Source organism: Porticoccus hydrocarbonoclasticus MCTG13d (assembly GCF_000744735.1).
In the GTDB taxonomy this organism is placed as follows: Bacteria; Pseudomonadota; Gammaproteobacteria; order Pseudomonadales; family Porticoccaceae; genus Porticoccus; species Porticoccus hydrocarbonoclasticus.
In genome coordinates this window covers 1,515,682-1,536,096 of sequence record NZ_JQMM01000001.1, presented here as the reverse complement: position 1 = coordinate 1,536,096, position 20,415 = coordinate 1,515,682, and the positions used below count along the sequence as shown (strand labels likewise).

Below are 20,415 nucleotides of genomic sequence, written 5' to 3'. Positions count from 1 at the left end.
TTGCCGCTACAGCCCGAGGGTTTGACGGCAACCGGAAACAAGAGACCAAGACATGTCCAATATGACCCCCCGTGAAATCGTCCATGAACTCGACAGCCATATCATTGGGCAGGATGCAGCCAAGCGCGCTGTAGCCATTGCCCTGCGCAACCGCTGGCGTCGCATGCAACTCAGAGAGGAGTTGCGCAATGAAGTAACGCCGAAGAACATTCTGATGATCGGCCCCACCGGGGTGGGTAAAACTGAAATTGCCCGTCGACTGGCCCGGCTGGCAGATGCGCCTTTCGTCAAGGTGGAAGCCACCAAGTTCACTGAGGTGGGCTATGTGGGCAAGGATGTGGAATCGATTATTCGCGATCTGGTGGAGACGTCGGTGAAGCAGCTGCGTGAACAGGAAATGCAGAAAGTCCAGCACCGCGCCATGGATGCTGCTGAAGAGCGCATCCTTGATGTTCTATTGCCCCCTGCCCGGGACAAGGAACAGACGGAAACGGAGTCAGGTACCCGGCAGGTATTCCGCAAAAAGCTCCGCCAGGGTGAGCTGGATGACCGGGAAATCGAAATCGACGTCAATGCGTCACCGGTGGGCGTTGAAATCATGGCGCCACCCGGCATGGAAGAAATGACCAACCAGCTGCAAAGCATGTTTTCCAACCTGGGGAAAAACAAAACCAGTCGGCAAAAAATGACCGTGGCACAGGCCATGAAAAAACTCACGGAGGACGAAGCGGCAAAACTGGTCAATGATGACGAACTGAAAGTTCGCGCGGTAACTGTTGCGGAACAGAACGGCATTGTTTTCATCGATGAAATTGACAAAGTGGCCAAGCGCGGCGAAACCTCCGGTACCGACATTTCACGGGAAGGTGTACAACGGGATTTACTGCCATTGATTGAGGGCTGCACCGTCTCTACGAAATACGGCATGATCAAAACCGACCACATCCTGTTTATCGCATCCGGCGCCTTCCATTTCTCCAAACCCTCGGATCTGATTCCGGAGCTGCAGGGCAGGTTGCCCATCAGAGTAGAACTTGAATCCCTCACCAGTGGTGACTTTGAACGAATTCTAACCGAGCCCAGCGCGTCTCTCACCGAGCAGTACCGGGAGCTGTTGGCGACCGAACAGCTCCGCATCCGCTTTACCGCCGATGGCGTTAAGCGGATTGCGGAAATTGCCTTTGATGTCAATGAGCGGACGGAGAACATCGGTGCCCGACGCCTGCATACCATCATGGAACGTCTGCTGGAGGAAATGTCGTTCGAAGCCTCTGACCTCGGTGAAAAAAGCGAGCCCATCGATATTGACAGTGCCTATGTCGATAAATACCTGAATGAAATTTCCCGGGATGAAGATTTGTCCCGATTCATTCTCTAGATGCCAAATAACAGGCGCCGCATAAAACCGGCAGTGTGGCCGCGATGACACCAGAAAAAATCAAACTGAATCTTGAGGAAGGCAGTCTGCTGCTGGAATATGCCGATGGCAGTCGGTTTACCCTGACCGGAGAGTATTTGCGGGTCCACTCCCCCAGCGCGGAAGTTCGCGGACACGGCAAGGGACAGGGAATACTGCAGTCGGGAAAACATGGTGTCCGTATCACCCATGTGGCCCCTTCGGGAAACTATGCACTACAGGTGACCTTCAGTGATGGTCACGACAGTGGCATCTTCACCTGGGACTATCTGCGCGACCTTGCCATCAACTACGAACGTTACTGGCAGGATTATCTCTCAGCGCTGGAGGCAGCCGGAGAGTTTCGCGAACCGGACCGTCAGGTCGTCAGGTTGATCGGCCCTACCCGGCATTAGGTGTTTCATCCCCGCCACGCTGTAAACTGGCATTGTAAGCCACCGTTCAGCCGGTTTTATCGGGTTGCACCGTCGGTATGGGACGGCCCTGCTTGAAACGTGCCCCGCATGCACTGCATTGGTATTCCGGCAGCTGGCAGGGCAACCCCGGTATTTCGGCCAATCCACGCCGCCGACAAATAGTGCAGGTCAACGCCAGCTGCCGATCAATCAACAGAATAAATAATCTCCAGACAACGTAACCGACCACCAGAGCAGTCGCGGCACCTACTGCAGAAGCAAGGTACAGGGCGAGCGCAATGCCCAGTGACAATGCCAGCAGTAATGCCAACCCCAGGTATTTAAGCCTGCGGTGCTCCATGGTCGTGAGTTCACCCGGTAATTGCTGCATAAATACGATACTACCTGTTTTGACGAAGCAATCATAAAACCCTTTGCTCCCGCCCTACAGATTTCGATGCGCCTGACGAGTTGTCCAGCCCCGCAATCCACACTAACCTGTTGCCTTATTGGGCAGCCTGCCAGGCTACCCTCCTTGTTCGGATATTCCTATGCTCCCAGCTATTTCATCAACAACCTGTCGAGCAATGACGGTATGGCTGAAAATCTCCCTCATCACTGCACTGATACCCTGTTCGGGGTTAGCGTTCGCCGAGGTTGACCGAATCGATGTCGGCAACTTTTCCGCAGGCCAGCTCGATCGGTGGAACACCAAGGTATTTGCCGGAAAAACCGATTATGCGCTGGTTCCCGATGACGGTCGACAGGTGCTGATGGCTGACAGTCGTGCCAGTGCCTCGGGCCTTTACCGGGAAATAGCCATTGATCTGAAACAGACGCCGCTGCTGAACTGGTCCTGGAAAGTCAACAACCTGCTGACTGGCAACAACGAGCGCCACAAGTCCGGCGATGATTATCCGGCGCGGCTCTATGTAGTATTTTCCGGTGGACTGAGATTCTGGCGCACCCGCGCGATCAATTATGTCTGGTCCAGCAATCAGCCCGCAGGCAGTGAGTGGCCCAATGCCTTTACCTCAAATGCCCGGATGATCGCCATCCAGGGTAGTGGCGGGTTGCAGGGCCAGTGGGTGTCGGAACAACGGGATGTACTGGCCGATTATCGACGTCTGTTCGGTGAAGAACCCGGAGAGATCGCGGCCGTCGCCCTGATGACTGATACCGACAACACCGGTCTCAGTGCCCGGGCATGGTATGGCGATATCTGGTTTTCAGCCGTAACCGAAACCGACGACTAGAAATTGACAGCGGTTGCAAGATCCTCTCGGAAATCCGGATGTGCAATGGCAATCAATCGCTCTGCCCGCTCCCGCAGGCTGCGACCATGCAGGTGTGCAACACCATACTCGGTCACAATGAAATCCACCTGGGCCCGCGACGTCACCACACCGGCGCCACCCGAGAGGTGGCTGACAATGCGCGATTGACTGCCAGAGAGAGCAGTGGACGGCATCGCAATGATAGAGCGACCGCCCTCTGAAAGTTGGGAGCCGGTCACAAAATCTACCTGCCCGCCAAAACCCGAATAAACCTTTCCGCCAATGGAATCCGCACAGACCTGACCGGACAGGTCGATCTGAATCGCACTGTTGATCGATACCACCTGAGCATTTTTTCGAATGACTGCCGGGTTGTTGACATATTCCACATCGAGAAAAAGCACCTCGGTGTTGTCAGCGACAAAATCGTAGAGGGCATCGGAACCCAGTACAAAGCTGGTGACAATTTTACCCGGCTGAATCACCTTGTTGCTGTTGTCGATGACACCGGATGCCACCAGCGGCAGTACACCGCTGGAAAACATTTCAGTATGGATACCCAGATGTCGATGGTTACCGAGATGCGCCAGCACCGCATCCGGTATGGCGCCAATGCCCATTTGCAGGCAGTCACCATCGCGAATCAACTCTGCCACATGGCCACCAATCTGCAGGTGTTCGTCCTTTGGCACAGCAGGGGAAGAAGCAGGAATCTCGCTGTCGATCTCCACAACAAAGTCAATGGATTTCAGTGAAATAGCTGCATCTCCGTGAGTGCGGGGCATCTGCGGGTTAATCTGGGCAATCACGGTTTTTGCCACGTTACAGGCTGCCAGGGTGGCCTCTACGGAGACACCAAGCGAGCAATTGCCGTGACGGTCCGGGGGCGACACCTGAATCAGGGCGACATCAATAGGCTGACGACCACTGCGCAACAATTTGGGGATTTCGGAGAGGAAGATAGGCACATAATCCGCCTTGCCGGTATTCACCAGTTCCCGGGTACCGTGACTGACGAAATAACAGCGATTTCGCAAATGCCCTACAAGTTGGGGCTGGCAGACCGCTTCTGCATGCTCCAGGTGAAGCTGGAGCAGTGTGACGTTTTCAAGGCTCAAAACATGTACGGCCAGCGCTTCCAGTAGCCTGTAGGGCGTTGCCGCCATGGAGTGACACCAGACCCTGTCGCCGGATTTTATCGGTGCCAATGCCTCTTCAACTGTTTTGCAAATAACGGCCATTGTTATAATTCCTCCAAGGTATACTGTTGATCAGAGTACATGATCGCCATCTTACTGGAGACAGTTGATTTATTAATGACAGGCTGACGATTTTTTATTCTGAGACACCGAACTGTGCTTTGCCCATACCACCCAAATTAAATCCCCAGCATCGGGGCGATAACACGCCCCAAAACGGGAGACTCAGTGAACCCAGATAGTTATGGAAACCAAAACCTGGTACTTACGCAGCTACGAAAACACATTATCTGAACTCGATTCCGCTCCCCAGGGCTTAAGCACAAGTGAAGCCGAAATCAGGGCAGCCCGCTTTGGCCCCAACAGTCTGCCAAAAGCCGAACGGCGCGGGCCGATCATGCGATTTCTTGTGCATTTTCACAATGTGTTGATTTATGTGCTGCTCGGCTCAGCAGTGATTACGTTATTACTGGGTCACCTGATCGACACAGCTGTCATCCTCGCGGTCGTAATCGTCAATGCCCTGATTGGTTTTATTCAGGAGGGAAAGGCCGAAAAGGCCATGGATGCCATCAACCGGATGTTGTCCCCGAATGCCTCGGTATTGCGGGATGGCGGGCGACACACTATTCCTGCCGAGCAGCTGGTGCCTGGAGATATCGTATTACTGGAGCCCGGCGACAAGGTGCCAGCGGACTTACGACTTATCAAGGCCCATGGTTTGCAAATCCAGGAGGCCATTCTTACCGGCGAATCACTACCTGTGGAGAAACAGACTGCCGCCATCCAGCAGGAAGTACCTCTGGGTGACCGCAGTTGCATGGCATTCGGTGGAACATTGGTTACCAGTGGCCAGGGCACAGGGGTAGTTACAGCCATCGCCGGGGCCACTGAGATAGGTCTTATCAGCGGCCTGCTCTCTACGGTGGAAACACTGACGACTCCACTCGTGGCCCAGATGGCGATTTTCTCAAAGTGGCTAACCGCAATGATACTTACCGTTGCCAGCCTTATACTGGCCTTCGGCATCGTCATTCAGCAACAGGCCTTTGACACACTCTTCATGGCAGTCGTTGGCCTGACTGTAGCCGCCATCCCTGAAGGCCTACCGGCAGTACTGACAATCACCCTGGCTATCGGTGTTCAAACCATGGCTAGGAGAAATGCCATTGTGCGTCGTCTGCCAGCAATAGAAACGATAGGCTCCGTATCGGTTATCTGTACAGATAAAACCGGCACGTTGACTCGCAACGAGATGAATATTACCACCGTGGTTATCCAGCACCGATTGCTGACAGTGGACGGTGAAGGTTATACGCCTTCTGGAACGGTGCATATTGATGAGACCGCCATCAACCAGGAAGATCATCCGGTACTCACAGCAATGGGAAGGACAGCCGCACTTTGCAATGACAGCGCCCTGCATGAGAAGGAGAAAAACTGGGACATAGAGGGAGACCCCATGGAGGCAGCATTACTGGCTTTTTCAGGAAGAACTGGAATTGACAGACATGCTGAGCAGGGTCTTTGGGCAAGGACAGATACTATTCCGTTTGACGCCAAGCATCGCTTTATGGCGACCCTCAACCATAATCATGAAGGAAAGGCGGCTATTTTTGTCAAAGGTGCTCCCGAGCAAATACTGGCCATGTGCAGTCATGAGTCCACCCAGTCGGGAGATACCGTGCCAATTGACCAGGATCGATGGCATCGAAGCAGCACAGATCTGGCTGCAAGGGGCTTGCGGGTGCTGGCCCTTGCCACCAGGGAAGTCCGACCACAACACCTATCACTGGAAATGACGGATGTGACGGACGGACTGACCCTGCTGGGTCTGGTGGGCCTGATGGACCCGCCCCGCGCAGGAGCCATCACTGCAGTAGCCGAGTGTCATCAGGCCGGGATTCAGGTGAAGATGATCACCGGCGATCACGCGGGCACAGCCGCCGCCATCGCCCGCCAGATCGGACTGGAAAATCCGGACAAAGTATTGACTGGCGTGGACCTGGACCAAATGACTGATGCTGATCTGGCGTCTGCTGTGGTCGATACCGATATTTTTGCCCGCACCAGCCCGGAGCACAAATTGCGACTGGTGATGGCACTGCAGGCACAGGGCAAGGTTGTTGCCATGACCGGTGACGGGGTCAATGATGCCCCTGCCCTGAAACGGGCCAATGTCGGCATTGCCATGGGGCAGAAAGGCAGTGAAGCTGCAAAAGAGGCTGCCGAGCTGGTGCTGGCAGATGACAATTTCGCTTCCATCGTGGCCGCTGTCCGGGAAGGCAGGACCGTCTACGACAACATAAAAAAGGTCATCAGCTGGACTCTGCCCACCAACGTCGGCGAGGCGATGCCTATTGTGATAGCACTGTTATTGGGAATGGCGTTGCCCATCACAGCCATTCAGATTCTCTGGGTAAATCTGATCACGGCTGTCACGCTGGGTATCGCCCTGGCTTTTGAACCGACAGAACAAAACACCATGCGTCGTCCCCCTCGGCCCCAGGGCGCACCGCTACTGGGGGGCACCTGGGTATGGCAGATTCTGCTGCTTTGCAGCCTGTTCGTATGCGGTGTATTTGGTATTTACACTTATGCCATAGAGCGTGGTTATAACATCGTCATGGCTCAGACTATGGCAATGAACACATTGGTTGTCATGGAGATATTCAGCCTCTTCTTCGTTCGCAACATCTACGGCACATCATTGACCTGGCGGGCTGTGCGCGGCACAAAGGTAATATGGATCGCGGTTTTTTTGGTTACGCTGGCTCAGTTTTCGATTACTTATGTCTCAGCCCTGCAAGCGATTTTCAATACCGAGCCAGTATCAGTTACGGACGGCTTGCTGATTGTCGCCATCGGTCTCGCCGTATTTGTCATTCTGGAAATTGAAAAACAACTTCGGCTAAAGCTGTCGAGGACAGGATCCAGGTAACTTAGACAAAAAGGCGACACGGATTGCCCATAAAAGGACTACCCATGAATTGACGGATCAAGTGTGATAAGTTGGTCTACGTGAACAAGAGCCAGAAAAAAAACCAATGATCCGACAGGGTAAAACCATTGACCTGCCCAGTAACGCACAGGTCACTGTTCGAATTGTCGGCATCGTCTCAGGTGCCGAGTTTCTGGTAATGGCCTTCCTGCACACCTTTCCCCCCGCAATCTCCGCCTTTCAGGAGGCCACCCTGAATGCCTTTTCGCTGGTGGTTTTATCCACCCCCATTATCTACTTCTGGGTGGTCAAACCTTTTGTCAAGGCACATAACGACACCTTGCACCAGATAGAGTATATGGCCTGTCTCGACCCGCTCACCCAGCTGGCCAACCGTAGACTTATTTACCAGCACCTGGAGAAAACCCTCGCCGGCTGTTTGCGGCATAACGTTTTTGGCGCCCTGCTGGTACTGGATCTGGACGGCTTCAAACCGGTCAATGACAGATTCGGCCATGAGGCTGGCGATGCAATCCTGGTAGAGATTGCCAAACGGCTCAAGTCGATGACCCGCACTGAAGATATTGTCGGGCGGCTGGGAGGCGATGAGTTCATCGTTATTCTCAGCGACCTGGGCCAGGAGCACAGTGCCGCCCAGAACAAAGTGGAGCTGATTGCAAAGCGGCTGATTACCACCATCAGTGCGCCCTTACCCTTTGACCGCAAGGAACTCAAGGTCTCTACCAGTATCGGGATACGGTTTCTGGACACGGCCGCAGCGACCTCACAGACAGAACATCTCATCAATGACGCCGACAGCGCCATGTACCTGGCAAAAAAAGCGGGCAAGGGTTGCGCCATATTTCACGAAGAAGCCGTCACCGAAGCGGCGGCCTGAGCCCCGGCGAGCGCTGTCACACGTCTGTCACCTGTCTATCCATAATCTGTCATATTGCCGCACTAAGCTGGTTCGAAAAGGAGAAACCAGCGCATGCTCAACATCGAACTTTTCATCCAGGACCGATACCCCGGCTTTTACCAGCGCCACCCCAAACTGGTGCGCCCCGTTATCCGGGTACTGAGGATGCTGTTCCGGGAACAGAGTTTCCAGCAGTTCGAGCAGGATTATCCCCATCTTCACGGCTTCGACTTTGTCGAACAGGTGCTGGATTATTTCGATTTCCGCTACACCGTGCGCGACCACGAACGGCACCGTATTCCCACCCACGGTCGGGTCGTCATCATAGCCAACCACCCCATTGGTTCACTGGATGGGCTGGCACTACTGAAACTGGTGAGAGAAACCCGCCCGGATGTCAAGGTTGTGGCCAACGAACTGCTGTTTACCATCAAGCCGCTGCATAATCTGCTACTGCCCGTGGACAATATGGGTGGCAATACCACGCGCCAGAATCTGGCTGCCATCCGTGAACATCTGGACAAGGAAGGGGCGATCATTATCTTTCCCGCCGGGGAGGTATCCCGCTTTGGCCCCCAGGGCATCCGCGATGGCGACTGGCGCAACGGTTTCCTGCGCATGGCCATCAACAACAAGGCGCCGGTTCTGCCGGTATTCGTGGACGGTCGCAATTCGGCACTGTTCTACAGTGTGTCACTGGTCGCCAAACCGCTCTCCACCCTGCTGCTGGTGAGAGAGATGTTCAAACAGGCCAGGAATTGCGTGGACGTTCGCATCGGCGAACCGGTCAGCTATGACTGCTACCAGCGCATCAATGTGCCATTGCGGGAAAAAAGTAAGCTGTTCAAGCGCCACCTGTACCGCATCGGCCAGGACAAAAAAGGAATTTTCAATACAGTCAGCGCCATTGCCCATCCGGAAAACCGGGCACTGCTGCGGGAGGCGGTCAAACAGTGCGAATGGCTGGGCAGTACCGGGGATGGCAAACAGATCTACCTGTACCGTTACCAGCCCGATTCATTAATCATGCGGGAAGTGGGCCGGTTGCGGGAAATTGCGTTCCGGGCTGTGGGGGAAGGTACCGGCAGCCGCCGCGACATCGATGGGTATGATCACCACTATTTTCATCTGCTGCTGTGGGATGAGGAAGAACTGGAAATCGCCGGGGCCTACCGGTTCTGTGATGCGTCGGTTTGCCTGGACAATATGGGACGGGGGTATCTCTATTCCGCAGAGCTGTTTGATTATGCCCCTGCCATGAAACCCTACCTCTCGCAGGGGCTGGAACTGGGGCGCAGCTTTGTGCAACCCAAATACTGGGGCCGTCGCAGCCTGGATTATCTGTGGTACGGAATCGGTGCTTTTCTGGGTAAAAACCCGCACTACCGCTATCTGTTTGGACCGGTGACGCTGAGTAACAGCTATCCAGAATGGGCCATGGAAATGTTGGTGTATTTCTACAGCCGCCACTATCCCAGCCTGCAAAACCTGGCGGAGCCGATACTGCCCTATCGCATCAACCAGGATCACCTGGCCGAACTGGCCGAGAAATTTCCCGGTCTGGATCAGCGGGAAGAATTCACCCAGCTGAAAAGCGAACTGGCCCATATGAATCTCAGTGTTCCCACCCTGTTCAAACAGTACACCGAGGTCTGTGAGCTGGGCGGCGTCCAATTTGCCGGTTTCAATATCGATCCGGCCTTTGCCAACTGTGTAGATGGGCTTATTGTCGTCGATCTGGCTCGCCTCAAACCCGCCAGGCGGGAGCGCTACATCCCCTGACTGCCATGGCTTCAGAGAAGTTGATTGTGATCAGAAAACCTGCTGATTGACGTCTCGCCAAGGGACACCCCAGCGGTGTCAGTGTACAATGTCGACCTTTCTCAATCCGGCGTTGGGCGATGACTGACAACAAAACCACCCATTTCGGTTTCAAAACCGTTCCCGTGCAGGAAAAAGCTGGTCATGTGGCGGATGTGTTTCACTCCGTGGCCGGCAAATACGACCTGATGAACGACCTGATGTCCGGGGGCATCCATCGGCTCTGGAAACGCTATACCATTGAGCTGTCCGGGGTGCGTAGTGGCCAGCGGGTACTGGATATCGCCGGTGGCACTGGCGACCTGACCGTTAAATTTTCACGACTGGTTGGCCCCACCGGTGAAGTAGTACTGGCAGACATCAACGATTCCATGCTCAAGGTGGGCCGTGACAAGCTCACTGATCGCGGTGCAGCGGGCAACGTCCGCTATGCACAGGCCGATGCACAGTATCTGCCATTCCCCGACAATACCTTTGACTGCATCACCATTGCCTTCGGCCTGCGCAATGTCACCGACAAGGACCTGGCCCTGCAATCCATGCTTCGGGTACTGAAACCCGGCGGCAGACTGCTGGTGCTGGAGTTCTCGACCCCCACCAGCGGCCTGTTGGGCAAAGTCTACGACTTTTACTCTTTCAACCTGTTGCCGAGAATTGGTCAGTTAGTCGCCCACGACGCGGATAGCTATCAGTATCTGGCAGAGTCCATTCGCATGCACCCGGACCAGGAAACCCTGAAACAGATGATGGCGGATGCAGGCTTCGTCAATATCGACTATCACAACATGACCGGCGGCATCGTTGCCCTTCATCGGGGTTTCAAACCCTGATGTTTGATTTCCTGAAACACAACCCACTGCAGGCACTGCACAGCTCTGCACTAATGGCCGTGGAAACGGCTATCAACAGTGGCCTGAAGTACGATTCCGCCACCCGGAAAGCCCTCGGCGAAATGAACGGTCAAGTTCTTGAAATCAACTGCACCCTCCCGCCACTGAATTTCTACGTCATCTTCGGAGCAGACGGTGTCAGCCTGCTTTCCCATTATGAGGGAACGGCAAATACCAGCCTGCGGGGAACCGCCCTGTCACTCGCTGCACTGGCGGCAAACGGTGAGGACAAAGTCTCCTTTTACGGCACGGGTGTCGAAGTAGAGGGCGACCATGATCTGCTGCGGCAGATACGCAGGATTCTCAAACACCTGGATGTGGACTGGGAGGCCGCACTGGCGAAACTGATTGGTGATGTACCCGCGCACCTGGTGGGAGAGTCCCTCCGCAGTGCGGCAACATGGCAGACACGGACAGCCGAACGCGCCGCCAGCGCCGCCGCTGAGTTCGCCCAGGAGGAAATACGACTGACCCCCAGTGCCAACGAAGTGACGCATTTCAGGACCCAGGTTCGGCAACTGAGTACGGATGTGGACCGACTGGCTGCCCGCATCCACAAAATCAGCCTCAAGCTAGACCCCCAACCCCGGAACAGCGACTAGCCATGTCAAGAATCCGTCGGCTCAGCACGATCCTGCGCACCACCACTCGTTACCGACTGGACACCTTTCTCGATGCAGAAAGACTACCCTGGGGCGTCCGACTACTACTGAGGTTCAACCGGCTGTTGCCTGCACCAAAACAACCGCGTGGCGAACGGCTGCGACAGGCCATGGAAGATCTCGGGCCTATTTTCATCAAGTTTGGTCAATTGCTGTCTACCCGCCCGGATCTGATCCCGCCGGATATCTGCCAACAATTGGACAAACTGCAGGACAATGTTCCCCCTTTCGACAAAGCCCATTTCGTCGCCATCGTCGAGCAAGCGCTGGAGAACAGTGTCGACAACCTGTTTCTGCATTTTGACCGGGAGCCCCTGGCCTCTGCCTCCGTGGCACAGGTCCATGCAGCGACGCTACACAACGGGCGTGAAGTGGTCGTCAAGGCCATTCGGCCCGGCATCGAAAAAACCATTGGCCAGGATATCAGGCTGCTGTTCACCATGGCCCGTTGGCTCGAAAGCAATACCGTCGATGGCCGGAGAATGCGCTTGACCGAAGTAGTCAGCGACTATCAAAACACCATTCTCGATGAACTCAACCTGCAACGGGAAGGCGCCAATGCCTCCATGTTGCGGCGCAATTTTGATCGCTCTCCACTGCTCTACGTACCCGAGGTATTCTGGTCACACACCAATGAAAAAGTCCTGGTGATGGAACGCATCTACGCGATACCGGTCACGGATATCACGACCCTGCAACAGCACGAGACCAACTTCAAAGTACTTGCCGAACGTGGAGTGGAAATCTTTTTCAGCCAGGTGTTCGAGCACAACTTTTTTCATGCCGACATGCATCCCGGCAATATATTTGTCGATCCGGAGGACCCACAGCAACCAAAATACCTGGCGGTGGACTGCGCCATTATGGGCACTCTGACCGAGGCCGATCAGTATTATCTGGCTCGCAATCTACTGGCTATCTTCCGCCGCGACTACCAACAGGTGGCAGAACTCCATGTCCTGTCAGGCTGGGTTCCGGAGGGCACCAATGTGGGTGAATTTGCCGCTGCCATACGCACTGTCTGCGAGCCCATTTTCGAGCGCCCTCTGCGTGAAATCTCCTTTGGACTGCTATTGGTCAACCTGTTTCGCACTGCCCGGCGTTTCGACATGGAAGTACAGCCATCGCTGGTTTTGCTGCAGAAAACCCTGCTTAATATTGAGGGCCTCGGTCGTCAGCTGTATCCGGACCTGGATCTGTGGGCCACGGCTCATCCTTTTCTGGAGCGCTGGCTGAAAGAACGCTTCAAGCCAAACGCACTGATGGAACAGCTCAAACGTCACGGCCCGGAATGGCTGGAACAGTTTCCCCAGTTACCCCAGCTGGTTTTTCAGACACTTGAACGCCTGCAGGCGAAAGAAGTCGGCCTGAAAGAAATTCCCGCCAGTGTCCCGGTCAGGCCGGGACAGCGCCGGCGAACCCTGCTCGGCGCAGCACTGATCGGTATTGGTCTGGGCAGTGCCTTTCCCGAATGGACGGATACCATCCAGCAAATGCCCGTCGGCAGTCTGGTTCTGGCGGGACTTGGGCTACTGTTGTTGATAGTGCGCTGACGGTCGTCCTGAAAAATCCGTATTGCCGATCCAACCACAACTGTCATAATGACCGCCATGACTGACTTTCTCGATCAAATCACCTGGAATGAAGATGGCCTGCTACCTGCTGTTGCACAGGACGCCGAGTCGGGGCGCATCCTGATGGTGGCCTGGATGAACCGGGAGGCATTGAAACTCACCGCCTCTGAAGGTCGCGCCGTGTACTGGTCACGCTCCCGCCACAAACTGTGGCGCAAGGGTGAGGAATCCGGTCATATTCAGCGAGTCCGGGAAATTCGCCTGGACTGCGACGGCGACGTTATTGTCTTACAGGTCGAACAACTAGGCGGCATCGCCTGCCACACCGGGCGTGAATCCTGTTTTTATCGTGTCCTGACAGCCGGACAGTGGCACACTGTGGACCCTGTTCTCAAAGATCCCGGAGACATTTATTCATGAACAGTTGCCGTGATGATATATTGACCCGATTAAGCCAGGTACTGGAAGATCGCAAAGGCTACTCGCATCAGGAGTCTTATGTGGCCAGCCTGCATCACGGGGGTTTGAACAAAATCCTGGAAAAGGTGGGGGAAGAGTGTACTGAAACGATTCTGGCCGCCAAGGACGCAGCCGCCACCAATGACAACAGCAAAGTGATTTACGAAACCGCAGATCTCTGGTTTCACTCACTGGTGATGCTGTCCCATCTCGGCGAAGGCCCTGAACCGGTTCTCAGGGAACTGGAACGACGCTTCAATCTATCGGGCCTCGAAGAGAAAGCGCAACGCAATTCAACCTGATTGACAAGAGAGAGATTTATGGGCTTTGGCTGGCAGGAACTGTTAATTATTCTGATTATCGTGGCGCTGATTTTTGGCACCAAAAAACTTCGTGGTATCGGCACTGACATCGGCGGCGCCGTCAAAGGCTTCAAGGAATCCATGTCCGGCGATTCGGACAAGGAACCGGAACACCTCGACGACAGTAAATCGGCCAATACCCAGATGAATACCGATGACAATGCCGCGTCGACCGGCGAAAAGAAAACCACAGAGCAGTAGGCGTGACAGCGATCTTGCAGATATTGCCGTATGTTTGATATTGGCTTTGCCGAATTATTAGTCATCGCCGTTGTGGCGCTGGTTGTCATGGGACCGGAACGCCTGCCCCAGACCCTGCGCACCATGGGCCTCTGGATTGGCAGGATCCGCCAGACCTTTTCCTCCGTCCGCCAGGAACTCGAAAACGAAGTCGGCATGGATGACATTCGCCGACAGTTGCACAACGAGAAACTGATGCGCGATCTGAAAAACGCCAAAGCGGAGTTTGAGGACCTGCCCGACCCACAGGACACCAAACCCGCCACGGATGAACGGTCAGCTGAGCCAGCTGACACGCCCGACGAAACCAAACCATGAGTGAAGAAAAACTGCTGAGCCAACCCTTCATCGCCCATATCATTGAATTGCGCAACCGCCTGCTGCGTTCTGTGATTGTGGTGCTGCTGATCTTTCTGGGGCTGTTTTCCTTCAGTAACGACCTCTACCTGTACATTTCGGAACCCCTCAGGCTGCACCTGCCCGACACCTCATCGATGATTGCCACCGATGTCGCGTCACCGTTTCTCACACCCTTTAAGTTGACGCTGGTGTTGTCACTCTTTGCCGCCATGCCTTTTATTCTCTATCAGGTATGGGCCTTTGTAGCCCCCGGACTTTACCAGCGCGAAAAGAAAATTGTGCTACCCCTGTTTTTTTCCAGCGTTCTGCTGTTCTACGGCGGAATGGCTTTCGCTTACTACGTGGTATTCCCCCTGGTTTTCATGTTCTTCACCAGTGTCGGCCCGGAAGGCGTGGCCGTCATGACGGATATTCGCAGCTATCTGGATTTCGTCCTGAAATTGTTTTTTGCGTTTGGCATCAGTTTTCAAATCCCGATCGGCGTGGTAATTCTGACCTGGATGGGCATTATCGAACCGGACCAACTGGCTAACAAACGTCCCTATGTGTTTGTTATCTGTTTTGTGTTCGGCATGCTGCTCACTCCCCCGGATGTTCTGTCCCAGACCCTGCTTGCCGTACCCATGTGGCTATTGTTTGAAGTGGGCATCCTGTTTGGCCGGTGTATCAAACCCCGCACGACTACCGCCGACGACAATCAGGCCTGACCCGCTTTATCATCTATGGCGAATGCACCAATAACGGCACCTCTGTGGCAAAAACAGTGCACGCTTTCTGACCAGGCCCATCTTTCGGCCTCTGACAATAAAAATAAAAAACCCTGTTTTTCAATGCATTAAACGTATTTTTCAGATTGGCATCTATTATGCATTGACATAAATAGCCGCCCCAGAATCTCTTTCTCGCCGGGTAGTGGCAACACACCAAGTTCCAGGTAATGAAGCCTGCCGAGTCACTTGTTTTAACAGTGGTCCGACAGGCTTTTTTTATTGAACAGGCAACGAATGGTCGCCACAACATCAAGCACTATTGGTTATTGTGAACCCCCTGATACCAGCACCCTTGAGCTGGCACAGGTTGCCCGCAATGACGCCGGCATTATTGTCATAGGCGCAGGTCCCGTCGGCATGCGCTTTACCCACGATCTTCTCGCCAGAAAACCCCAACTGGCTGTTCACCTGTTCGGTGACGAAGCCTGTAAGCCCTACAACCGCATTCAGCTCTCGGCCCTGTTGGCCGGCGAGATTAACCGGGATGATATCGATCTGCCGTTGCCCGCTCTCGGCAATCACCCCAACTTTCAGTTTACCAGCGCCGCCATCGTGGAAATTGACCGCGAACGGAAAACTGTTACCGATGCCAGCGGCACCCGCTTCCACTATCACAAGTTGGTGCTGGCCACCGGTGCCCGCGCTCATATTCCGAACATTCCAGGTATCGAGCGCCAGGGCGTGTTCAGTTTTCGCAGTCTCAAGGACACCGAAAGTCTCTATGCGCGAATCCTTCGCTCTCGTCATATTGTCGTGGTGGGCGGCGGTCTGTTGGGACTGGAGGCCGCCAAGGGGTTGCTCAAATTCAATACCAGCGTCACCGTGGTTCAGCAGAGTTCGCGACTGATGAACCGGCAGCTGGATGAGCAGGCAGCAGCGCTTCTCGAAGTCGAAGTCCGCGCACTGGGTATCGATGTCATCACCCATTCAGGTGTGCGCTCTGTGGAGGGTTTTGAGCATGTCACCGGGGTCATCACCCGGGACGGCGAGACGATTCACTGCGATACCGTATTGTTCTGTACCGGTATCACGCCGAACCTGGAACTGGCTCGAAAAGCCCGTATCCCGGTGGGCACTGGCATTCTGGTCAATGACCAGATGAGGACATCGGATCCCGATATTTTTGCTATCGGTGAATGCTGCGAACACCTGGGCGTCACCTATGGGCTGGTCAACCCCGGTTACGAACAGGCGGCGGTGACCGCGGAAATCATTGCCAATGAACCACAGGAAAACCTGCCGTGCTATCTGGGCTCCATGGCTATCAGCCACCTCAAAGTGGTCGGCACCAGTGTCTGCAGTCTCGGAGAAATCAGTGAGTTACCCAGCAGACCCTTCCAGAAAGAACTTCAATATTTTGACAAGCCGAGCGGTGCCTACCGGAAGCTGGTGCTGCTCCGGGGCAAGATCATCGGTGCGGTGGCTATTGGCAACTGGCCAGAGTCCCGACGCGTCCAGGAGGCCTATCAGAATGCACGCAAAATCCGGTTCTGGCACCTGCTGCGGTTTTATCTGACCGGCACCTTATGGGGCAAGGGCGGTGACGATATTGGCAACTGGCCCAGCGGCACGATCATTTGCCAGTGCAACAATATCAGTTACGGCGCACTATCCAGTGCCATCGCCAATAATTGCAGCACACTGCCGGAACTCCAGGACCGCACCCGGGCCGGCACCGTCTGCGGTGCCTGCAAACCCCTGCTGCAACAGCTTTTGGGCGTTGCCGGCATGGAAAGGGAATCCGGGGCCGCCACGCTCACCGCAGGGGCACTACTGGCCATCGCACTGGTGGTACTGCTCGCCTTCTGGCCGGAAGCAAAAGTAGCCGACAGCGTTCAACAACAGGGCTGGTTCGAGGGCATCTGGAATGACAAATTCTGGAAACAGGTCACGGGCTTTACGCTGTTGGCGCTGACCGCTATCGGTTCGCTGATGTCACTGCGCAAACGCCTGTCCTGGCGCTGGATGGGCAAGTTCTCAGGATGGCGGCTGGTCCATGTCTCGCTGGGGGTCTTGTGCTGTATCACACTGGTGCTGCACAGCGGTTTTCACCTGGGATCCAACCTCAATCAATTGCTGATCGTTAACTTTCTTGCAGTACTCCTGATGGGCGCCTTTACCAGTGGTGCCATTGGCCTTGGCCACAAACTGCGGACAGGGGCCGCGCAAGACGCAAGAAAGTCTATGCAATGGGTGCACATCATTGTGTCGTGGCCCCTGCCCGTCCTTTTGGCTTTACATATCCTCACCGTGTATTACTACTGATGCGGGGGCCGATGCATTGAAAAAAATCATCTGGGCCACATGGATGCTTGTCACGCTGTCGATAGCCGGCTACTACGGCTATATCCTGTTCAAAGCCGACAATAAACAGGCACTACTGATCGGCGAGACCAGCCATGGGCACTTTCAGATCGAGCTGGCCTGCAGCAGTTGTCATACAGAGGCCTTTGGTGGTCCAGAACTGATCCAGGAAGCCTGTGTCGGCTGCCATGGTGCGGAACTGACAGAGGCCAACGATACGCACCCGAAAAAGAAGTTTACCGACCCGCGCAATGCAGACCGGCTCAGTGTGGTGGATGCCCGCTACTGTGTCAGTTGTCACACCGAGCACCGCAAAGAAATTACAGCCCCGGTGGGAGTAACCCTGCCAGAGGATTATTGTTTTCACTGTCACACCGACGTCGGCGACGACCGGGAGAGTCATCGGGATCTGGCCTTTGATAGTTGTGCCAGCGCAGGCTGCCACAACTATCACGACAACCGGGCACTCTTTGAAGACTTTCTCGTTCACAACCACGCGGGTCCATGGCTGAAAGAAATAGCTCGCCTCACCAACCCCAATGGCGCCGCGATTCTCGCCAGCAAACGCGTACCCGAACAACAGCCGACATTCCCCGAGCAAAAAGCGGCCCACCCGGATATCCACCAGGAATGGTCTGGCAGCAGCCATGCCGATGCCGGCGTGGACTGCGGTGGCTGTCACAGTGATGTCAGCTCCGGTGAATGGCTCGAAAACCCCGGCATTGCGCAATGCCAGACCTGCCATATTCACGAAGCCGAAAGCTATAAATCGGGCAAACACGGTATGCGACTGGCCCAGTCCCTGCCCGCTATCCGCCCTGCCGATTCCAAAATGCCCTTCAAGGAGACGGCATTGTCTCTGCAGCAGGGTTGCAACAGTTGCCACAGTGCACACCGGACAGACACTCTGTTTGCCGCCAGCGAAGCCTGCCTGACCTGCCACAACGATGACCACTCGAGGGGATTTGACAGCTCGCCCCACGGCCAGTTGTTAACCCAGGCCATCGCCGGTGCCATTCCGGTGGAGCAGGCCGTCAGCTGTGCCACCTGTCATATGCCGAGAGCGGAGAACATCATCGATCGGGAAACGGTGGTACAGGTCAATCACAACCAGAACCACAACCTGCGTCCCAATGAAAAGATGATCCGGCCGGTTTGCATGCAGTGCCACAGTCTCGGTTTTTCCATTGACGCCCTGGCTGACCCGGCACTGATCAGGAACAACTTCAACGGCAAACCAGCCAACCACATTCCGTCCATCGACTGGTCACTCAAACGGGTGGCTGACTGATGCAATTCACCGCTGTAACCACCACAACCTACCCCCACGTCATTACTCTGAAACCACGAGGAATTCACCATGAAACACATCAAAAAAATAGCCCTGATAACGACACTGCTCACCGGAAGCCTTGTCATTACTGCCTGCAATGAAGCCCCACCAGCAAAAGCGGGCATACCACCAAAACTCTATACTGACTCACTCTTTGCGGTCATGAATGCCGACCGGGCCAACTACACCAAATTGATCATTCAGCGCCTGGGACCCAATGGCGCGGGCGCCATCAAGCCGGATGAACACTGGAAGGAAATAGAAAACGGGGCCTTACTGCCGGCCCAGATGTTCCGGGCAGGCTCGGAGGCCGTCGCGGAAGTGACCGATGAATTCACTTACTCGCTACAATCCCTGTGGCCTATCAACAAGCAGAATGCACCCAAAACCCCCCTTGAAGAAGAGGGCCTGCAATACACTGTGGACAATCCCGGTGAAAACTTCTACGGCGAGGAAAAGCTGGGTGACGTGACCTACTTTACGGCGGTATATCCCGATGTCGCCGTCTCCCCCGCCTGCACAACCTGCCATAACGATCACAAGGACTCCCCCAGAACCGACTTCGATATCGGTGACGTGATGGGTGGTGTGGTCATCCGTGTTCCTCTTTAACTGATCCGAATTTCTGACCCTGGTGGCCCTATGTTGAACAAAAAATGCGTGATCGCCGCTGTTATTTGTCTCGGCTTGTCGGCCTGCTCCGACAAGCCGGGCTCATCCGTCGACGATGGAACACCTGCCGGGCAGACGCCTTCTTCCGCCCACCCCGGCGAACCACTGGTGAAAGCGAACTGTCGCGTCTGCCACGCATCGGGCATCAATGGTGCACCCATCATCGGCAATAACAGGATGTGGGCACCCAGGATCAGCCAGGGGGAGGAAATCCTTGTCCAACATGCCACCAACGGTTACGGGCTGATGCCCGCCCGCGGTGGTTCAACATTAACCGATGAACAAATGGCACAGGCGGTCAGCTATATGCTTTCGCAGCTGACCGCCCAACCACAATAGAGGATATATCCATGACACCCGAGCAAATACATGCCTGCAAAACCTCCTGGGCCAAGGTGGAACCGATTGCCGATACCGCAGCCTCGCTGTTTTATAACAACCTGTTTGCCGCTGATCCGACCCTGAAACCCCTGTTCAAGGGGAATATGGGGGAGCAGGGTAAAAAGCTGATGGAAATGATCGGCGCTGCGGTGCGCATGCTGGATCGACTCGACGAACTGGTGCCCGTAGTGGAAGCCATGGGCAAGCGTCATCTCGCCTACGGGGTTAAAGATGCCCATTACGATACCGTCGGCAGTGCGCTGATCGAAACCCTGCAGACCGGCCTTGGCGACAGCTTTACCGATGAGGTAAAAGAAGCATGGATAGTCGCTTACGGCATCCTCGCATCTACCATGATTGCGGCGGCTCACGAGGAGGCCTCTGCCTGAGTCCCGGACGGATCAGGCGGTATGGTGGCCGAATGCTCAATAATCGCCGG

Annotated in this window: 21 protein-coding genes; 19 read left to right on the top strand and 2 right to left on the bottom strand. The window is 55.0% G+C overall.

What is annotated here, in order from left to right; translation table 11 throughout:
* Positions 1–52 precede the first annotated feature (52 nt).
* Together hslU and U740_RS07310 are read left to right on the top strand one after the other, a co-directional pair.
* Positions 53–1,378: an ATP-dependent protease ATPase subunit HslU gene (hslU, locus tag U740_RS07315; RefSeq protein ID WP_036859992.1), complete on the top strand. Its 1,326-nt coding sequence runs from the start codon at positions 53–55 to the stop codon at positions 1,376–1,378.
* 44 nt (positions 1,379–1,422) lie between these two features.
* Complete coding sequence (locus tag U740_RS07310; protein ID WP_036859991.1) at positions 1,423–1,812, top strand: gamma-butyrobetaine hydroxylase family protein; 390 nt, start codon at positions 1,423–1,425, stop codon at positions 1,810–1,812.
* Between the two features lie 46 nt (positions 1,813–1,858).
* On the opposite strand, the gene U740_RS07305 is transcribed toward U740_RS07310, so the two are convergent.
* A complete protein-coding gene (locus U740_RS07305; RefSeq protein WP_036859990.1) occupies positions 1,859–2,203 on the bottom strand; it encodes a hypothetical protein in 345 nt (114 codons plus the stop codon).
* A gap of 160 nt (positions 2,204–2,363) precedes the next feature.
* Here U740_RS07305 and U740_RS07300 point away from each other — a divergent pair, with 160 nt between their 5' ends.
* Positions 2,364–3,068, top strand: coding sequence for a DUF3047 domain-containing protein (locus U740_RS07300; protein ID WP_200877063.1), 705 nt, complete (start codon positions 2,364–2,366; stop codon positions 3,066–3,068).
* On the opposite strand, the gene U740_RS07295 is transcribed toward U740_RS07300, so the two are convergent.
* A complete protein-coding gene (locus tag U740_RS07295; RefSeq protein ID WP_036859988.1) occupies positions 3,065–4,330 on the bottom strand; it encodes an acetyl-CoA hydrolase/transferase family protein in 1,266 nt (421 codons plus the stop codon). The two genes, U740_RS07300 and U740_RS07295, sit on opposite strands and share 4 nt — an antisense overlap.
* A gap of 202 nt (positions 4,331–4,532) precedes the next feature.
* On the opposite strand from U740_RS07295, the gene U740_RS07290 reads away from it, so the two are divergent.
* The 16 genes from U740_RS07290 (at position 4,533) to U740_RS07215 (ending at position 20,365) form a co-directional block, all read left to right on the top strand.
* Positions 4,533–7,229, top strand: coding sequence for a cation-transporting P-type ATPase (locus U740_RS07290; RefSeq protein ID WP_036859987.1), 2,697 nt, complete (start codon positions 4,533–4,535; stop codon positions 7,227–7,229).
* Between the two features lie 106 nt (positions 7,230–7,335).
* The gene (locus U740_RS07285; RefSeq protein ID WP_051921286.1) at positions 7,336–8,127 is read left to right on the top strand and encodes a GGDEF domain-containing protein; all 792 of its coding nucleotides are present in this window, start codon (positions 7,336–7,338) and stop codon (positions 8,125–8,127) included.
* A gap of 93 nt (positions 8,128–8,220) precedes the next feature.
* Complete coding sequence (locus U740_RS07280; RefSeq protein WP_036859986.1) at positions 8,221–9,930, top strand: bifunctional ornithine lipid synthase OlsF; 1,710 nt, start codon at positions 8,221–8,223, stop codon at positions 9,928–9,930.
* A gap of 119 nt (positions 9,931–10,049) precedes the next feature.
* The gene (gene ubiE / locus U740_RS07275; RefSeq protein ID WP_036859985.1) at positions 10,050–10,799 is read left to right on the top strand and encodes a bifunctional demethylmenaquinone methyltransferase/2-methoxy-6-polyprenyl-1,4-benzoquinol methylase UbiE; all 750 of its coding nucleotides are present in this window, start codon (positions 10,050–10,052) and stop codon (positions 10,797–10,799) included.
* Positions 10,799–11,461: a ubiquinone biosynthesis accessory factor UbiJ gene (locus tag U740_RS07270; protein WP_051921285.1), complete on the top strand. Its 663-nt coding sequence runs from the start codon at positions 10,799–10,801 to the stop codon at positions 11,459–11,461. The genes ubiE and U740_RS07270 overlap by 1 nt, the downstream gene beginning before the upstream one ends.
* A 2-nt stretch (positions 11,462–11,463) precedes the next feature.
* Positions 11,464–13,074, top strand: coding sequence for a ubiquinone biosynthesis regulatory protein kinase UbiB (gene ubiB / locus U740_RS07265; RefSeq protein ID WP_036859984.1), 1,611 nt, complete (start codon positions 11,464–11,466; stop codon positions 13,072–13,074).
* A gap of 57 nt (positions 13,075–13,131) precedes the next feature.
* Positions 13,132–13,515 (top strand): phosphoribosyl-AMP cyclohydrolase, encoded by a 384-nt coding sequence (gene hisI, locus U740_RS07260; RefSeq protein ID WP_036861609.1) that lies wholly within the window; start codon positions 13,132–13,134, stop codon positions 13,513–13,515.
* Positions 13,512–13,856, top strand: a complete 345-nt coding sequence (locus tag U740_RS07255; RefSeq protein WP_036859983.1) for a phosphoribosyl-ATP diphosphatase — start codon at positions 13,512–13,514, stop codon at positions 13,854–13,856. Before hisI ends, U740_RS07255 begins: the two co-directional genes overlap by 4 nt.
* 18 nt (positions 13,857–13,874) lie before the next feature.
* The gene (tatA, locus tag U740_RS07250; protein ID WP_036859982.1) at positions 13,875–14,117 is read left to right on the top strand and encodes a twin-arginine translocase TatA/TatE family subunit; all 243 of its coding nucleotides are present in this window, start codon (positions 13,875–13,877) and stop codon (positions 14,115–14,117) included.
* A gap of 30 nt (positions 14,118–14,147) precedes the next feature.
* Positions 14,148–14,474, top strand: a complete 327-nt coding sequence (gene tatB, locus U740_RS07245) for a Sec-independent protein translocase protein TatB (RefSeq protein ID WP_036859981.1) — start codon at positions 14,148–14,150, stop codon at positions 14,472–14,474.
* The gene (gene tatC, locus U740_RS07240) at positions 14,471–15,223 is read left to right on the top strand and encodes a twin-arginine translocase subunit TatC (RefSeq protein ID WP_036859980.1); all 753 of its coding nucleotides are present in this window, start codon (positions 14,471–14,473) and stop codon (positions 15,221–15,223) included. Before tatB ends, tatC begins: the two co-directional genes overlap by 4 nt.
* A gap of 282 nt (positions 15,224–15,505) precedes the next feature.
* Positions 15,506–17,551, top strand: a complete 2,046-nt coding sequence (locus U740_RS07235) for an FAD-dependent oxidoreductase (protein WP_152556806.1) — start codon at positions 15,506–15,508, stop codon at positions 17,549–17,551.
* A gap of 16 nt (positions 17,552–17,567) precedes the next feature.
* Positions 17,568–18,881: a cytochrome c3 family protein gene (locus U740_RS07230; protein ID WP_051921284.1), complete on the top strand. Its 1,314-nt coding sequence runs from the start codon at positions 17,568–17,570 to the stop codon at positions 18,879–18,881.
* Positions 18,882–18,950: 69 nt separating this feature from the next.
* Entirely contained in the window at positions 18,951–19,535 is a 585-nt protein-coding gene (locus tag U740_RS07225; RefSeq protein ID WP_036859978.1) for a Tll0287-like domain-containing protein, read from the top strand.
* 30 nt (positions 19,536–19,565) lie between these two features.
* Positions 19,566–19,934 carry a c-type cytochrome gene (locus tag U740_RS07220; protein WP_036859977.1) on the top strand — a complete coding sequence of 123 codons (369 nt, stop codon included), beginning with the start codon at positions 19,566–19,568 and terminating at the stop codon, positions 19,932–19,934.
* Positions 19,935–19,945: 11 nt separating this feature from the next.
* Positions 19,946–20,365 carry a globin family protein gene (locus U740_RS07215; RefSeq protein WP_036859975.1) on the top strand — a complete coding sequence of 140 codons (420 nt, stop codon included), beginning with the start codon at positions 19,946–19,948 and terminating at the stop codon, positions 20,363–20,365.
* The last annotated feature ends 50 nt before the right edge of the window (positions 20,366–20,415 follow it).

Bases quoted from the DNA above. Each gene is read 5' to 3' on its own strand.
- hisI (WP_036861609.1), top strand. From the start codon at position 13,132: ATGACTGACTTTCTCGATCAAATCACCTGGAATGAAGATGGCCTGCTA.
- U740_RS07290 (WP_036859987.1), top strand. From the start codon at position 4,533: ATGGAAACCAAAACCTGGTACTTACGCAGCTACGAAAACACATTATCT.
- tatA (WP_036859982.1), top strand. From the start codon at position 13,875: ATGGGCTTTGGCTGGCAGGAACTGTTAATTATTCTGATTATCGTGGCG.
- ubiE (WP_036859985.1), top strand. From the start codon at position 10,050: ATGACTGACAACAAAACCACCCATTTCGGTTTCAAAACCGTTCCCGTG.
- U740_RS07310 (WP_036859991.1), top strand. From the start codon at position 1,423: ATGACACCAGAAAAAATCAAACTGAATCTTGAGGAAGGCAGTCTGCTG.
- U740_RS07285 (WP_051921286.1), top strand. From the start codon at position 7,336: ATGATCCGACAGGGTAAAACCATTGACCTGCCCAGTAACGCACAGGTC.
- tatC (WP_036859980.1), top strand. From the start codon at position 14,471: ATGAGTGAAGAAAAACTGCTGAGCCAACCCTTCATCGCCCATATCATT.
- hslU (WP_036859992.1), top strand. From the start codon at position 53: ATGTCCAATATGACCCCCCGTGAAATCGTCCATGAACTCGACAGCCAT.
- U740_RS07215 (WP_036859975.1), top strand. From the start codon at position 19,946: ATGACACCCGAGCAAATACATGCCTGCAAAACCTCCTGGGCCAAGGTG.
- U740_RS07280 (WP_036859986.1), top strand. From the start codon at position 8,221: ATGCTCAACATCGAACTTTTCATCCAGGACCGATACCCCGGCTTTTAC.
- U740_RS07225 (WP_036859978.1), top strand. From the start codon at position 18,951: ATGAAACACATCAAAAAAATAGCCCTGATAACGACACTGCTCACCGGA.
- U740_RS07270 (WP_051921285.1), top strand. From the start codon at position 10,799: ATGTTTGATTTCCTGAAACACAACCCACTGCAGGCACTGCACAGCTCT.
- U740_RS07255 (WP_036859983.1), top strand. From the start codon at position 13,512: ATGAACAGTTGCCGTGATGATATATTGACCCGATTAAGCCAGGTACTG.
- tatB (WP_036859981.1), top strand. From the start codon at position 14,148: ATGTTTGATATTGGCTTTGCCGAATTATTAGTCATCGCCGTTGTGGCG.
- U740_RS07300 (WP_200877063.1), top strand. From the start codon at position 2,364: ATGCTCCCAGCTATTTCATCAACAACCTGTCGAGCAATGACGGTATGG.
- U740_RS07295 (WP_036859988.1), bottom strand. From the start codon at position 4,330: ATGGCCGTTATTTGCAAAACAGTTGAAGAGGCATTGGCACCGATAAAA.
- U740_RS07305 (WP_036859990.1), bottom strand. From the start codon at position 2,203: ATGCAGCAATTACCGGGTGAACTCACGACCATGGAGCACCGCAGGCTT.
- U740_RS07220 (WP_036859977.1), top strand. From the start codon at position 19,566: ATGTTGAACAAAAAATGCGTGATCGCCGCTGTTATTTGTCTCGGCTTG.
- ubiB (WP_036859984.1), top strand. From the start codon at position 11,464: ATGTCAAGAATCCGTCGGCTCAGCACGATCCTGCGCACCACCACTCGT.